Below are 14,771 nucleotides of genomic sequence, written 5' to 3'. Positions count from 1 at the left end.
GAGACCCCGTCCGAGGACATCCCGGCGCCTTGGAATCGCACGCACCAGACCGCGTCCGCTGTCCGATCGAAGGCCGCCCGACAGGCTCTGAGAGGCGGAGCGGGCGTGCCGCCGTGCGCTCCTCAGCTCGCCTTCGACCAGGCGTAACGGTGTTCGGGCCGGCCCATGTCGCCGTACTTGAGGCTGAGGCTGATGCGGCCCGCGCCCTCCAGGTACTTGAGGTATCGCTGGGCGGTGGAGCGGCTCAGGCCCGCCCGCGCGGCGACCTCGTGTGCGGACAGTGGCTCGTCGGCGGCCGACAGGACATGGCGGATGACGTCGGCCGTGGGTGCCGAGTGGCCCTTGGGCAGACCCGCCGCGGGGCCGGACTCCGCCGTGCGCAGGGCGCCGAATATCTGGTCGACCTGCTCCTGGCCCGCTTCGCCGCGACCGCCCCCCACGCCTTCGAGGGTCCGGCGCAGGGTGGCGTAACTCTCCAGCTTGGACCGCAGACCGGCGAAGTTGAACGGCTTGACCAGGTACTGCAGCGCGCCGTACCGCATCGCGGTCCGGACGGTCGACACGTCACGGGCCGCGGTCACCATGATCACATCAGCCGGATGACCGAGCTGGCGCAGCCGCCGCACCAGGGTCAGTCCCGTCTCGTCCGGAAGATAGTGATCGAGCAGGACGAGATCGACGTGCTCGCGCTCCAGGAAGGCCAGCGCCTGCGCGGCGCTGTGCGCACGCGAGATGACGCGGAAACCGGGAACCTTCGCCACATACGCGGCGTTGATCTCGGCGACACGGAAGTCGTCGTCCACCACCAGGACATCGATCATCGCAAATCTCCCACTTCGGTCAGCGGCCGGACGCTCAGTGCCTCGGGCAGGACGACGGTGAAGACGGCGCCGCCACCGGCCCGGGCCGTGACGCGAGCCGCGCCACCGTAGCGCTCGGCCAGCCTGCGCACCAGCGCCAGACCGAGCCCGCGTCCGCGGTGCGCGGGGGACTCCTTGGTGGACCAGCCCTCGGTGAAGATGTGCTCGCGCATGGCGGGCGGCACCCCGGGGCCGTCGTCGCTGACCCGCAGGACCGCGGTGGTGCCCTCGGCGAGCAGTTCGACCTCGATGAGCGAGGCGACGTCGAGGGCGTTGTCGATGAGGTTGCCGAGGACTGTCACCAGATCGCGCGGGTCCACCACCGCGTCCGGGAGCCGAGTGGCGGGCGAGACGATCAGGGACGCGCCCCGCTCCGCCGCGATCGCCGACTTTCCCACCAACAACGCCGAGATCAAAGGATCGTTGACGCGTTCCGCGACCTGCTCCGCCGACGCCCGGTGACCCTTGGCCACCTCCGCGACGAACTCCACCGCGGCCTCGTGCCTGCCGAGCTCCAGCAGTCCGAGCAGGGTGTGCAGCCGGTTCGCGTGCTCGTGGTCCTGGGCGCGCAGCGCGTCCAGGAGCCCGTGCGTGGAGTCCAGTTCGCGGCCGAGCAGCTCCAGCTCGGTGCGGTCGCGAAGGGTGACGACGGCTCCGCCGTCACCGGTGGGCATGCGGTTGGCGATCAGCACGCGACCGTTGCAGACGGTGATCAGGTTGGCGCCGTCGACCCGTCCCGCCAGCACCTGCGACGTACGGCCCGGCGGCAGCACCTCGCCCAGCGTGCGTCCGACGGCCTCCTGGTCCAGCTCCAGCAACCGCTGGGCCTCGTCGTTGAGCAATCGGATCCGGCCCCGGGCGTCGAGGGCGAGAACCGCCTCGCGAATGCTGTGCAGCATGGCCTCGCGCTCGTCCAGCAACGCGGAGATGTCGGCGAAGGCGAGGCCGTGGGTGCTGCGCTGCAGCCGCCGTGAGACGGCCAGCGCGGCCAGCACACCCGCGGCGAGCGCCGCTCCGGAGTAGAGCAGCAGACCGGGGATGGCTTCGAGCAGCCGCGTGTGGACGCTGTGGTAGGCGAGGCCCACCGAGACCGCGCCCACGATGCTGTGCCGGCTGTCCCGCAGCGGGACCTTCGCACGTGCCGAGCGGCCCAGGGTTCCGTTGTCGATCTGCATGATCTCCTGGCCGGACAGCGCCGTACTGGGGTCGGTCGAGACGTGCTTGCCGATCTGCTCGGTCTCGGTGTGCGACCAGCGCACCCCGCGGGTGTCCATGACCACGATGTAGAGCGCTCCGGTGGCCCGCCGTATCCGTTCGGCCTCGGCCTGCACCGGCCCCGTGGGGGTGGGGTCGGTGCTCGTCAGGTTGCGCACCAGACCCGGTTCGGCGCGGCGGTCTGGGCGATGGACAGGGCCTGACGCATCGCCTGGTCGTCGAGCTGGTGACTCAGGGGTGCGAGGAAGAGCCCGGTGACAAGCATGATCACGCCCGTGGTGATGGCCACCTGGGTGACCAGGACCTGGGCGAAGACACGGCGGGGCCAGTGAATCCGCATGCGCTCGCCCTCTGCCTTCCGCCGACCAGGAACCTGATGCTCCGTTTCGTCCTCGTGTGAACGCAAGGTAAACGTCACCGACGTCCCTGACCAGTCCTCGTGGCTCATTCGTTGTCGCAGCGCGAGCAGAACGAGCAGAACCACGGGGTATGAGCAGAAGCGGGAGTTGTGAGCGCAAGGGTGCCCACGTTCCCGGGCCGCCCCTAGCGTCCCGCTCCATGAACAGCGAAACGAGCCCCGCCATCGAGCTGCGGGGGGCGAGCAAAGCGTTCCGGACTCCTTCGGGGACGCTCCACACCGCCGTACGGGATCTGGACCTCACGATCGGGCGCGGCGAGTTCGTCGCCGTGGTGGGCCCCACCGGATGCGGCAAGTCGACCACCCTGACGCTCGTCAGCGGGCTGGAGGAGCCCACCGAGGGTGAGGTGCTGGTGGGCGGTGAATGCGCGGCATCGGCGACAAGGTCGGCTTCGTCTTCCAGCAGGACGCGGTCTTCCCCTGGCGGACAGTCCTGTCCAATGTGATGGCGGGCCCCCGCTTCCGCGGCGTACCGAAGCCCGAGGCGAAGGAGCGGGCCCGGGAGTGGCTCGCCCGGGTCGGGCTGTCCTCCTTCGAGGACCGCTATCCCCACCAGCTGTCCGGCGGTCAGCGCAAGCGCGTCGCCCTCGCGGCGACCTTCGTCAACGACCCCGAGATCCTGCTCATGGACGAACCCTTCTCCGCGCTCGACGTGCAGACCAGGGCCCTGATGTCGGACGAACTGCTGGAGCTGTGGGCCGGCACCGGCGCCTCCGTCGTCTTCGTCACCCATGACCTGGAGGAGTCCATCGCGCTGGCCGACAAGGTCGTGGTCATGACTGCGGGACCGGCCACGATCAAGGAGGTCTTCGAGATCGACCTGCCTCGCCCCCGCAAGGTCGAGCAGGTGCGTCTGGAACCCCGGTTCATCGAGATCTACCGAGAGATCTGGTCCTCACTCGGTGAAGAGGTCCGTATCACCCGCGAGAGGGGTGCGTTCAATGTCGCCTGAAACCATCACCGCGAGCGCCCCCGTCACCAAGACCGAACGGACCCAAGCCAGGGCGCGGGCCGCCCGGAACCGCAAGTACCTGGTGCTCGGGAGCCGGGTCGCGGTGCTCCTCGCGGTCATCGGACTGTGGGAGTGGCTGGCCCGGACCGCGGTCATCGACCCGTTCAACTTCTCCATGCCGTCGAAGATCTGGGACCAGATCAGCACCTGGGTCGTCGACGGCACCGCCCAGGGCTCCCTGTGGGAGCAGATCTGGTACACGCTCTACGAGGCGCTGCTCGGCTGGGTCATCGGTGTGATCGCCGGTGTGCTGCTCGGAATCGCGCTGGGTCGCGTCCGCTTCGCCGCCGACGTCCTCGGCCCGTACATCAAGGTGCTCAACGCCCTGCCGCGCATCGTGCTCGCCCCGATCTTCCTCATCTGGTTCGGCCTCGGCCCGGCCTCGAAGGTCGCCTCCGCGGTCGTCCTCGTGTTCTTCCCCGTCTTCTTCAACGCCTTCCAGGGAGCCAGGGAGGTCGATCGCAATCTCGTCGCCAACTCCCGCATCCTGGGTGCCAGTAACCGCCAGGTGACCCTTCAGGTGGTCATCCCTTCGGCCACCTCATGGATCTTCACCAGCCTGCATGTGAGCTTCGGCTTCGCCCTCATCGGCGCCATCGTCGGTGAGTACATCGGTGCCACCAAGGGGCTCGGACTGCTGGTCGCCGCTTCCCAGGGCACCTTCAACGCGGCCGGTGTCTACGCCGCGATGGTCATCCTCGCGATCGTCGCGCTGCTGGCCGAAGGCCTGCTGACCTTCCTCGAAAAGCGGCTCTTCCGCTGGAAGCCGGCCGATGCCGACACCGCCCGCTGACGCCCGCCGCACACCCGTACACCCGATTTCTTTCTTCACAAGGACGTGAATCAGATGCGCGCATCCACCCGGATCTCGGCCGTCGCTGTCGCAGGGGCGCTCGCCCTGACAACCCTGACCGCCTGTGGTGGCGACTCCACCTCGGCCTCCGGGGGCAAGAACGACAAGGTCAAGATCATGGTCGGGGGCCTGGACAAGGTCATCTACCTGCCCGCGATGCTGACCGAACGGCTCGGCTACTTCAAGGAGGAAGGGGTTTCGGTCCAGCTCCTGACCGAGCCCGCAGGCGTCCAGGCCGAGACGGCCCTGGTCTCCGGCGACGTCCAGGGCACGGTGGGCTTCTACGACCACACCCTCGACCTTCAGGTGAAGGGCAAGCAGGTCGAGTCGGTCGTCCAGTTCTCCCATGCTCCCGGCGAGGTCGAGATCGTCTCGAACCAGGCGGCGGGTGACATCAAGTCGGCGAAGGACTTCAAGGGCAAGAAGCTCGGAGTGACGGGTCTCGGCTCCTCGACCGACTTCCTGACGAAGTACCTTGCCGTGAGCAATGGCGTGCAGACCAGCGAATTCACGCCCGTGGCCGTCGGAGCGGGGCAGACGTTCATCTCCGCGCTTCAGCAGGGATCCATCCAGGGCGGCATGACCACCGACCCGACCGTCGCCACCATCCTGGACAAGAAGCTCGGCAAGGTCCTCATCGACATGCGGACCCCCGAGGGTTCCCAGCAGGCGCTCGGCGGCCCCTACCCGTCCTCCAGCCTCTACATGCAGACCGAGTGGGTCAACAGCCACAAGGAGACCGTCCAGAAGCTGGCCAACGCCTTCGTCAAGACGCTGAAGTGGATGTCCACGCACAGCGCGGACGAGATCGCCGCGAAGATGCCCGCCGACTACGCCCAGGGCGGCGGCAAGGCTCTCTACGCGGAGGCGATCAAGAGCACCCTGCCCATGTTCACCACGGACGGTGTGATGCCGGCTGACGGCCCCGCCACCGTCGAGCGGGTCCTGAAGGCATTCAACCCGAACCTGAAGGACGCGAAGGTGGACCTCGACAAGACGTACACCACGGAGTTCGTCAAGAAGGCGGGCTGACCCCCGGCGTCGACGACGCCCGCACCCACCGGATCGCGGAGCCCGGCACTGCACGACTCGTCACGTCATCCGAGTCGTCCGGCCGGAGCTCCGCCTTCCGTGTTCATCATCCCAACTGCTTCCAGTTCGGCGGTTGTGCGGGGTCGAGCGTCCGCCACTGGGCGAGGACCTCGGGGTCCTGTGCGTCGAGCCAGTCGGTCAGTTCGCGGAAGGAGACGCAGCGCACCTCCTTGCGCGGGCAGACCTCTCGCATCGTCTCCTCGACGGCATCCATGTAGATCCCGCCGTTCCAGTCCTCGAAGTGATTTCCGATGAACAGCGGTGCTCGGCTGCCGTGGAACACCCGCTCGAATCCGGCGAGATAGGAGTCCCGGGCCTCCTCGCGCCACGTCCGGTACTTCGCGGGGTCGCCCTCGGTGGCGCCTTCCGACTGGTTGTAGAGGAAGTTGAAGTCCATGGACAGCACCTGGAAATCCTTCCCGGGGAACGGCAGCATCTGCAGCGGAAGGTCCCAGATACCGTTCTTCTTGGACGGCCAGATCTGGAAGTCCCCCGGGGAGCTCGCGTCGTAACGCCAGCCGAAGGGCTTGGTCGCCGGCAGCAGGGTCTTCTGTCCTTCGAGACAGGGAGCCCGCCCGCCTACGACCTCGCGGGTGGGGTCGAACGGCAGCGGATCGAGGTCCGTGAAGCCCGTGTTCGTCTTCCAGTTCTGTACGAAGGAGTAGAACTGGTTGATCTCGCTGAACCACTCGGACGTGCTCCAGTCCCCACCGCCCTTCTTGTCGCAGAAGTGCCCGTTGAAGTGGGACCCGATCTCGTTGCCCTCCCGCCAGGCGTCGCCGAGCTGTTCCAGCGTCATGCGGATGTGCTCGCGCGTCGGGTACGAGATCGCAGCCGCGCCGGGTTTGTGCTGGGGCGGCTCGTAGAGGCTCCTCTTCTCCTTCGGAAGCAGGTAGATGCCGGTGAGGAAGAACGTCATGTGCGCGTTGCTCTCCTTCGCCGCACGGCGGAAGCGTGAGAACATGCGATCGTCGCCCTCCAGCGCGCCGTCCCACGAGAACACCACGAACTGGGGCGGTTTCTCACCCGGCTTGAGGCGCTCGGCCTTCAACTGATCCGGCTGCGGCCCGGTGTAGGACGTGGAGCCGTCGCCCAGAATCCTGACCTTCCCGTCCCACGTCTCCTGCTCCGTCTTCCTGCCGTCAGCGTCGCGGTGCGCCCGTGCGGTGGGCGTCGGCGCGGCCACGGTGCTGGTGCCCTGCCGCGGTTTCCGGCCGTCCGGACCGTCGGACGCCAGCGGGACGAGCGCCGCGGCACCCGAGGCCACCAGGCAGGCCGTGAGCCCGAGGGCGATACGAGGAGTCAGCCGGGCCCGTATTCGGTGGACGACGGTCTCTGCGCTGTTCTCTGTCACTTCGTCACCGCTTCCATGTACGTGTTCCAGATCCGGGACGGGAGCTTCTTGCCGTTCGCGGAGGCGCCGCCGAGCCCCTTGAGCGGCAGTGGCGCGAGACTCTTCGTGAGGTCCATGCGGTACACGACCACGGCCGTGGACGCGGTCCGGTCGTATCCGACGTACCAGCGCGCGGTGTCGTCCTCGGTGGTTCCGGCCTTGGCGGCGACCGGTGAGCCGGAGGCGACACCGTTCTCCCCGCCGGGTCGTGCGAGCGACGCGGTGACCTCGTCGGCGACGGCGGTCCGAACGGCGCGCTTCGCCCGTTGCAGACCGAGCCGGACCGGCTCGCCGTTGCGCGTGACCCTGCGGACCGAGTACGGATCGGTGTGCATGCCGTGCGCCGCGAACATGCCGTACGCGTCGGCCATGCGGATGGCGCTCGGTGTGGAGTTGCCCATCGAGAACGAGGGGACGGGCGGACCGAAGCTCGACGGGAGCAGCCCGGACGCCTCGGCCGTACGGCGGACCTGCTTCAGTCCCGCATCCATGCCGAGCTGGAGGAACGGGGAGTCCACGGACTTCGCCAGGGCGTCGTGCAGACTGATGCGGCCGTAGGAGCGGTTGCCTTAGTTGTGGCCCTTGACCATCTTGCCGCCGCGGTCCCAGTACGGTCCCTCGGCAGCCATGACGGGGATGTCGTCGTCACCGTCGTACATGGTCGAGGGGGTGACGGTGGTCCGGGGGCCGTTGCGCCTGCGCGAGACGCCGTACTCCAGACCTGTGGCGTAGACGAAGGGGGTGAATGCCGAACCGGCCGGGACGGTGCCCGCGTTGGACTCGTTGAAGGCCTGCCGTTCGAAGTCCGGTCCGCCGTACACGGCGAGGATCCGGCCGTCCGGGGCGACCGACGCGGCCCCGACCCGGGTATGGCGATCGGCCTTGCGCTGCTTGGGATCGAGCGTCTCGCGCGCGCCCTTCACGGCCCGTGTGAGAGCGTTCATCCGCGGCTTCTCGAACGTCGTGTAGATCTGGTAGCCGCCGAGGTCGAAGCGCGCGTCGGAGATGTGCCCGGCACGTTTGGCGTACGACTCGGCGAGCTGGACCAGGTAACCGTTCTGCCCGGCCGTGCTGTTCGGCCTGTGAGGAGGCTTCGGCTCGGGAAAAGTGGTGTACCGGGCGCGTTCGGCCGGGCTCAGCTTGCCGATCTCGACCATTCGGTCCAGTGTCCACTTCCACCGTTTGACGGCGCGGGCGTGGTTGCGGGGGTTGACGGCGGGATCGTAGAGCGAGGCCCCTTTGAGCAGCGACGCGAGGAACGCGCCCTCACCGGCGTCGAGTTGCGTGACCTCCTTGCCGTAGTAGGCCTGGGCGGCGCGCTGGAGACCGTAGGTGCCCCGGCCGAACCAGCTGGTGTTCAGATAGTCCTCAAGGATCTTGTCCTTGCTCACACGCCGGTCGAGCTTGACCGCCAGCAGCATCTCGGTGAACTTGCGGGAGAAGGACTGGTCCTGCGAGAGGTAGACGTTCTTGACGTACTGCTGGGTGATGGTCGAGCCGCCCTGGGTGTCTCCCTCGCCGACCGTGCGCCACAGCGCGCGGGTGATCCCCTGGGTCGATATGCCGTGATCCGAGTAGAAGTCGGCGTTCTCCGCCGCCAGTACGGCCCATCGGACATCGTCGGGAATCTTCGACAGGGGCATCTCCTGGCGGCTCACCCAGCCCGTACGGGCCATGGGAGAGCCATCGGCCCAGTAGTACACGGTGTCCTGCTGGGTGGCGAAGGCATTGAGGTCCTCCGGGATGTCCGTACGCGCGTAGGCGATTCCCACCACGGTCGTGAGCGTCGCGGCGAACATCAGGAACGAGCCCATGACCAACCGCCAGGAGGGCACCCATCGTCGCCGGCCGCGTCGTCCCGTGCGCGGATAATCGGGTGTGCGCGGCAGGCGCCGGCGTGGCCGCTTCGCCTGTTTCCGGCGTCCCGCCCCAGGGGCGCATAAGGTCCGGGCGCGATGCGTCGTTCTGCTGAATATGTTGTGCTGTGTCATTCCGTCCAGCCATGACAGGCCGGGCCGGCCACTGACTTCGACCGTGCCCGTACATGTGTAGTGGTCACTGCTCGTCCGCCGCCGCACTTTGTGCAGGCGGGCCCTCCCGAGACCCTGCGGACGTCTGCGCGCGATCGGCGGGCGGCGGAATCATTCGTCCCGGCCGGTGTACGGCATGTGCAACCTCAGGTTCAGTTCAGGCCGTGCGGCTGCTGATCGGACCGAAACGCCCGGAGGTTGGCCATGCGCTCCACCCTCGCCCACTCCACCGCAGCCAAGGCCAAAGCATGACCGAGAGTCGCGTCGAGAAGTCACGTAAAGATAACAGGCCATTGGGGCGGGTCGAGCCGCCCGGACCCGACTGGCCGCCGGTGGGTGGGCAGTTGGGCCCGGAACGGCAGAGGGTGCGCCCCGGGATTCCCCTGAGTGGTCGCCGATGTGTTCGCTTTCGGGTGACTTTGCGGCCGGTTGCCTGGTGGTGACGCATCGTCAGCGGTCGACCATCGCATGATCGGAATTCTTCCGGACCGGACCGGGACGGATCGGGGCGTCGGGAGGCCGTTGTGCACATCCTGCTCGTGGCGAGCGCGTTCAACAGCCTCACTCAGCGTGTTCACGCCGAACTGAGGGACCGCGGCCACACCGTCGCGGTGGAACTCGCGACTTTGGACGCCATCGCGCGCGATGTGTCGCTGCGGCGGGCGGTGCGCGCGTTCTCGCCCGACCTCATCCTGGCCCCGCTGCTGAAGACTGCCATCCCCCGGGACGTATGGGCGGCGCACGCCTGCCTGGTCGTCCACCCCGGCCCCCCCCGGCGACCGCGGGCCGTCCTCCCTGGACCGGGCCATCCAGGAGGGTGCGGACACCTGGGGCGTGACCGTCCTGCAGGCCGGCGAGGAGATGGATGCCGGGGACATCTGGGCCTCGGAGACCTATGCGGTGCCTGCGGTGGGCAAGAGCGATCTGTACCGCAACGAGGTCTCCGACGCCGCGTCGCGGGCCGTGCACCGCGCCGTCGAGCGCTTCGCGTCCGGTACGTACGTCCCCCGTCCGCAGACCGGCGGCGACGAGGAGCTGCGCATCCGTACCCGGCCGTTCCTCCGCCAGGAGCACCGCCGCATCGACTGGGGGTCGGACTCCACGGCGGCGGTCCTGCGCAAGCTGCGGGCCGCCGACTCCTGCCCAGGGGTGCTCGACGAACTGCTCGGGGGCGAGTGGTTCCTGCACGGGGGGCACCCCGAGCACGAACTGCGCGGCCGGCCGGGCGAACTGGTGGCCGTACGCGGGGAGGCCGTCTGCCGTGCGACGGCCGACGGCGCCGTGTGGATCCCCGAGCTTCGTCCGCGCCGCAGGCCGGGCGGGGACGCCACGTTCAAACTGCCCGCTGTGACGGCTCTCGCCGGGCGTCTGCCCGCCCTGCCGGAGCACCCTGCGCCGCGGTACGACGAGGAGCGCGGGCGCGGCTGGAACGACATCGGATACCGGGAGGTGGGGCAGGCCGGTTTCCTCAGGTTCTCCTTCCCCGGAGGCGCGATGAGCACGACGCAGTGCCGGCGCCTGCACGACGCCTACCGTCTGGCCTGTCGACGGCCCACCTCGGTACTGGTGCTGGGCGGCGCCCGGGACTTCTTCTCCAACGGGATCCACCTCAACGTCATCGAGGCCGCCGCCGACCCCGGCGAGGAGTCCTGGGCGAACATCAACGCCATGGACGACCTCGTGGAGTCCGTGCTGACCACCACCGACCGGCTGGTGGTCTCCGCGATCGGCGGAAACGCGGCCGCGGGCGGGGTCATGCTCGCGCTCGCGGCGGACGAGGTCTGGTGCAGGTCGGGAGCGGTGCTGAACCCGCACTACCGCCTGATGGGGCTGTACGGCTCCGAGTACTGGACGTACACGCTGCCACGCCGGGTGGGGGCGGCTGCCGCCGAGCGCCTCACCGGACGGGCGCTGCCGGTGAGCGCCGAGTCCGCTGTGCGGCTCGGTCTGGCCGACCGGACGGTCGACTGCGACGCGCAGTCCTTCGCGGGCGAGGTCGTACGGCTGGCGAGCCGGCTCGCCGAGTCACCCGCGGCGCTGTCGCGCATCGCCGCCAAGAAGACCGAACGGGACCGGGACGAGGCCCGCAGACCCCTGGCGGACCACCGGGCGGCGGAGCTGGCCGAGATGCGGCGGATCTTCTTCGACCCGCGGTCCTCCTACCACGCACTGCGGCACGCGTTCGTGCTCAAGAACCCCCCGGCGGGACAGCCGCCGCACCTCGTCCCGCCGGGGGCGGGACGATCCCGTCGGAAGGACGGCGTCACCGCACTGGCGGCGCACCATGCCGCACTCGCACCGGGCGCTTGCTACGAAGAACTGTGAAGGCCGATCCGCCGGCCTTCGTGTGTCTCTTTCCAGGGAGGCATCCTCATGGATGCAGCAACGTCGAACACCGTGGACGCACCGGCCGCGGCCACCGAGGAGGACTCCCCGATCCACATCCTCTGGATCAACGCGGGGCTGAGCTGTGACGGCGACTCGGTGGCCCTCACCGCCGCGATGCAGCCGAGCATCGAGGAGATCGTGACCGGTGCGCTGCCCGGCCTGCCCAAGGTCGAGGTCCACTGGCCGCTGATCGACTTCGAATCCGGTCCGGTGGGTGGTGCGGACACGTTCATCGAGTGGTTCTTCAAGGGCGAGCGCGGCGAGATCGACCCGTTCGTGCTGGTTGTCGAGGGCTCCATCCCGAACGAGACGATCAAGCCCGAGGGGTACTGGTGCGGCTTCGGCGACAATCCGGAGACCGGCCAGCCGATCACCACCAGCGAATGGATCGACCGGCTGGCGCCCAAGGCCCTGGCCGTCGTCGCCATCGGCACCTGCGCCACGTACGGCGGGATCCACGCGATGGCCGGCAACCCGACGGGCGCCATGGGCCTGCCCGACTACCTCGGCTGGGACTGGAAGTCGAAGGCCGGTATCCCGATCGTGTGCGTGCCCGGCTGCCCGATCCAGCCGGACAACTTCTCGGAGACCCTGACCTATCTGCTGTACCAGGCGGCGGGAGCCGCTCCGATGATCCCGCTCGACGACAAACTCCGGCCGACCTGGCTGTTCGGCGCCACCGTGCACGAAGGGTGCGACCGGGCCGGCTACTACGAGCAGGGCGAGTTCGCCCAGACCTACGACTCGCCCAAGTGTCTGGTCAAGATCGGCTGTTGGGGCCCCGTCGTCAAGTGCAACGTACCCAAGCGCGGCTGGATGAACGGCATCGGAGGCTGCCCGAACGTCGGCGGCATCTGCATCGCCTGCACCATGCCGGGCTTCCCCGACAAGTTCATGCCGTTCATGGACGAACCCCCGGGCGCCAAGGTCTCCAGCACCGCCAGTGGCGCGTACGGGGCGGTCGTCCGCAGGCTCCGGGCGATCACGGAGAAGACTGTGGACAAGGAGCCGAAGTGGCGGCACAAGCGGGGCCGGCTGACCACCGGCTACCGGCCCCCGTGGTGACCGCGCCCCACACACCGACCGCACCGTACACCGTCCGGTGACGACCCCACCACACGCTTCTCAGAAGGGCTACGGCACACACGATGGCACCGACAACTAAGGCGGCCGGCGACGGCAGCGGCCTGGTGGAGATGGCCTGGGACCCGATCACCCGGATCGTGGGCAGTCTCGGCATCCACACGAAGATCGACTTCAAGCAGAAGCGGGTCGCGGAGTGCTACAGCACCTCGTCGGTCTTCCGCGGCTACAGCGTCTTCATGCGGGGCAAGGACCCCCGCGACGCGCACTTCATCACCAGCCGGATCTGCGGGATCTGCGGCGACAACCACGCCACGTGCTCCGTGTATGCGCAGAACATGGCGTACGGAGTGAAACCGCCCCACCTCGGTGAGTGGATCATCAACCTCGGCGAGTCCGCGGAGTACATGTTCGACCACAACATCTTCCAGGAGAATCTGGTCGGGGTCGACTACTGCGAAAAGATGGTCCGCGAGACCAATCCCGGCGTCCTGGACCTCGCCGAGCGCACCGAGGCCCCGCACGCCGGGGAACACGGTTACCGCACGATCGCCGACATCATGAGGTCGCTCAACCCGATCGAGGGCGAGTTCTACCGCGAGGCACTCCAGGTGAGCCGCTACACGCGGGAGATGTTCTGCCTCATGGAGGGGCGCCACGTGCACCCCTCCACCCTGTACCCGGGCGGTGTGGGCACGGTCGCCTCCGTCCAGCTCTTCACGGACTACCTCAGCCGCCTCATGCGGTACGTGGAGTTCATGAAGCGGGTCGTGCCCCTGCACGACGACCTGTTCGACTTCTTCTACGAGGCCCTGCCCGGGTACGAGGAGGTCGGCCGGCGGCGGGTGCTGCTCGGCTGCTGGGGAGCGCTCAACGACCCCGAGCACTGCGACTTCACGTACGCCAACATGAGCGACTGGGGGCGGAAGATGTTCGTCACCCCCGGTGTGATCGTGGACGGCAAGCTGGTCACCAACGACCTCACCGAGATCAACCTCGGCATCCGGATCCTGCTGGGCAGTTCGTACTACGACGACTGGGAGGGCAAGGAGCAGTTCGTCACCCACGACCCGCTCGGCAATCCGGTCGACCCCCGCCACCCGTGGAACCAGCACACGATCCCCGCGCCGCAGAAGCGGAACTTCGACGACAAGTACAGCTGGGTGATGTCGCCGCGCTGGTTCGACGGCAAGGACCACCTGGCCCTGGACACCGGCGGCGGCCCCATCGCCCGCCTCTGGTCCACCGCCCTCTCCGGGCTCGTCGACGTCGGCTACGTCAAGGCCACCGGCCACAGCGTCGTCATCAACCTGCCGCGCACGATGACGAAGCCCGAGACCACCTTCGAGTGGAAGATCCCGAAGTGGAGCAACGCGCTGGAGCGCAACCGCGCCCGTACCTACTTCCAGGCGTACGCGGCCGCGATCGCGCTGCACTGCGCCGAGAAGGGGCTTGAGGAGGTCCGCGCCGGACGTACCCAGACGTGGGAGAAGTTCGAGGTCCCGGACGAGAGCATCGGTGTCGGATTCACCGAGGCCGTACGTGGCGTGCTGTCGCACCACATGGTGATCAGGGACGGCAAGATCGCCAACTACCACCCCTACCCCCCGACGCCGTGGAACGCCAGCACCAGGGACACCTACGGAACCCCCGGGCCGTACGAGGACGCGGTGCAGAACACGCCCATCTTCGAGGAAAATCCGCCGGAGAACTTCAAGGGCATCGACATCATGCGTACCGTCCGCAGCTTCGACCCCTGTCTCCCGTGCGGGGTCCACATGTACGTCGGCGGCGGCAGAACCGTGCAGAAGATGCACGTGCCCACCGGGCTGAGCGGACTGGGCGGATGAGCGCGGCGGCGACGGCGCTCGACGCGGAGCAGGCCGGGCGGCGTATCGACGAGGTGCTTGAGCGGGTGACGGCGGCCGGTGACCAGAAGGCCGTCGCGGCGGCCGAGGAGCTGGTACGGGTCCTGATGGACTTCTACGGCGCCGGGCTGGCCCGGATCGTTGCCGGGCTACGGGCCGCACCGGACCGTGAAACCGGCGACACCCTGGACGAACTCCTGGGCGACGAACTCGTGTCGAGCCTCCTGGTCCTGCACGATCTGCACCCCGAGGACACCGGAACACGGATCGGCCGGGCCCTCGCGGCCGTCCGCGACCCCGTGGAGGTCGTGACCTTCGACGAGGGCACGGGCACCCTGCGCCTGCGTTCCACCGAGACGGGCGGCTGCGGCTGCACCGGAGCGCCGGCGGTACAGCAGCAGGTCGAGAACGCCCTCGCGTGCTTCGCACCGGAGGTGACCACGGTCGAACAGGAACCGGGCCCCGCCACCCGGGAACCGGCACTCCTCCAGATCGGAACCCGTCCGCCGCAGGCCGAACCGGCCACCCGGGCGACCCCGGCCGGCACACCGTGAGCGCG

At 68.5% G+C, this 14,771-nt stretch carries 7 protein-coding genes and 4 pseudogenes; 7 read left to right on the top strand and 4 right to left on the bottom strand.

Going from position 1 to position 14,771, the window contains the following annotated elements:
* Positions 1-122: 122 nt before the first annotated feature.
* Positions 123-821 (bottom strand): response regulator, encoded by a 699-nt coding sequence (locus ABZ826_RS12700; protein ID WP_361446311.1) that lies wholly within the window; start codon positions 819-821, stop codon positions 123-125.
* A pseudogene (locus ABZ826_RS12695) lies at positions 818-2,415 on the bottom strand (sensor histidine kinase). Before ABZ826_RS12695 ends, ABZ826_RS12700 begins: the two are co-directional and overlap by 4 nt.
* A gap of 218 nt (positions 2,416-2,633) precedes the next feature.
* Here ABZ826_RS12695 and ABZ826_RS12690 point away from each other — a divergent pair.
* The 3 genes and pseudogenes from ABZ826_RS12690 to ABZ826_RS12680 all read left to right on the top strand — a co-directional run bounded on the left by ABZ826_RS12690 (position 2,634) and on the right by ABZ826_RS12680 (position 5,390).
* Positions 2,634-3,445: pseudogene (locus ABZ826_RS12690) on the top strand (ABC transporter ATP-binding protein).
* Positions 3,435-4,298: an ABC transporter permease gene (locus tag ABZ826_RS12685; protein ID WP_361446309.1), complete on the top strand. Its 864-nt coding sequence runs from the start codon at positions 3,435-3,437 to the stop codon at positions 4,296-4,298. The pseudogene ABZ826_RS12690 and the gene ABZ826_RS12685 overlap by 11 nt, the downstream one beginning before the upstream one ends.
* 54 nt (positions 4,299-4,352) lie before the next feature.
* Positions 4,353-5,390: an ABC transporter substrate-binding protein gene (locus ABZ826_RS12680; protein ID WP_361446307.1), complete on the top strand. Its 1,038-nt coding sequence runs from the start codon at positions 4,353-4,355 to the stop codon at positions 5,388-5,390.
* 106 nt (positions 5,391-5,496) lie between these two features.
* On the opposite strand, the gene ABZ826_RS12675 is transcribed toward ABZ826_RS12680, so the two are convergent.
* Both ABZ826_RS12675 and ABZ826_RS12670 read right to left on the bottom strand, forming a co-directional pair.
* Entirely contained in the window at positions 5,497-6,804 is a 1,308-nt protein-coding gene (locus tag ABZ826_RS12675; RefSeq protein WP_361446305.1) for a hypothetical protein, read from the bottom strand.
* Positions 6,801-8,657 (bottom strand): annotated as a pseudogene (locus tag ABZ826_RS12670) (transglycosylase domain-containing protein). The gene ABZ826_RS12675 and the pseudogene ABZ826_RS12670 overlap by 4 nt, the downstream one beginning before the upstream one ends.
* 740 nt (positions 8,658-9,397) lie before the next feature.
* On the opposite strand from ABZ826_RS12670, the pseudogene ABZ826_RS12665 reads away from it, so the two are divergent.
* The 4 genes and pseudogenes from ABZ826_RS12665 to ABZ826_RS12650 all read left to right on the top strand — a co-directional run bounded on the left by ABZ826_RS12665 (position 9,398) and on the right by ABZ826_RS12650 (position 14,766).
* Positions 9,398-11,198: pseudogene (locus tag ABZ826_RS12665) on the top strand (enoyl-CoA hydratase-related protein).
* A 48-nt stretch (positions 11,199-11,246) separates the two neighbouring features.
* On the top strand, positions 11,247-12,326 hold the full coding sequence (locus tag ABZ826_RS12660; RefSeq protein ID WP_361446303.1) for a hydrogenase expression protein HypE: 1,080 nt from the start codon (positions 11,247-11,249) through the stop codon (positions 12,324-12,326).
* An 83-nt stretch (positions 12,327-12,409) separates the two neighbouring features.
* Positions 12,410-14,194 carry a nickel-dependent hydrogenase large subunit gene (locus ABZ826_RS12655; protein ID WP_361446301.1) on the top strand — a complete coding sequence of 595 codons (1,785 nt, stop codon included), beginning with the start codon at positions 12,410-12,412 and terminating at the stop codon, positions 14,192-14,194.
* The gene (locus ABZ826_RS12650) at positions 14,191-14,766 is read left to right on the top strand and encodes a hypothetical protein (RefSeq protein WP_361446299.1); all 576 of its coding nucleotides are present in this window, start codon (positions 14,191-14,193) and stop codon (positions 14,764-14,766) included. Before ABZ826_RS12655 ends, ABZ826_RS12650 begins: the two co-directional genes overlap by 4 nt.
* Positions 14,767-14,771: the final 5 nt, after the last annotated feature.

Origin of the sequence: Streptomyces sp. NPDC047515, from assembly GCF_040643055.1 — a bacterium.
Taxonomy (GTDB): domain Bacteria; phylum Actinomycetota; class Actinomycetes; order Streptomycetales; family Streptomycetaceae; genus Streptomyces.
Note: the sequence above shows the minus strand (reverse complement) of the source record. Positions and strands in the feature narration are given on the sequence as shown.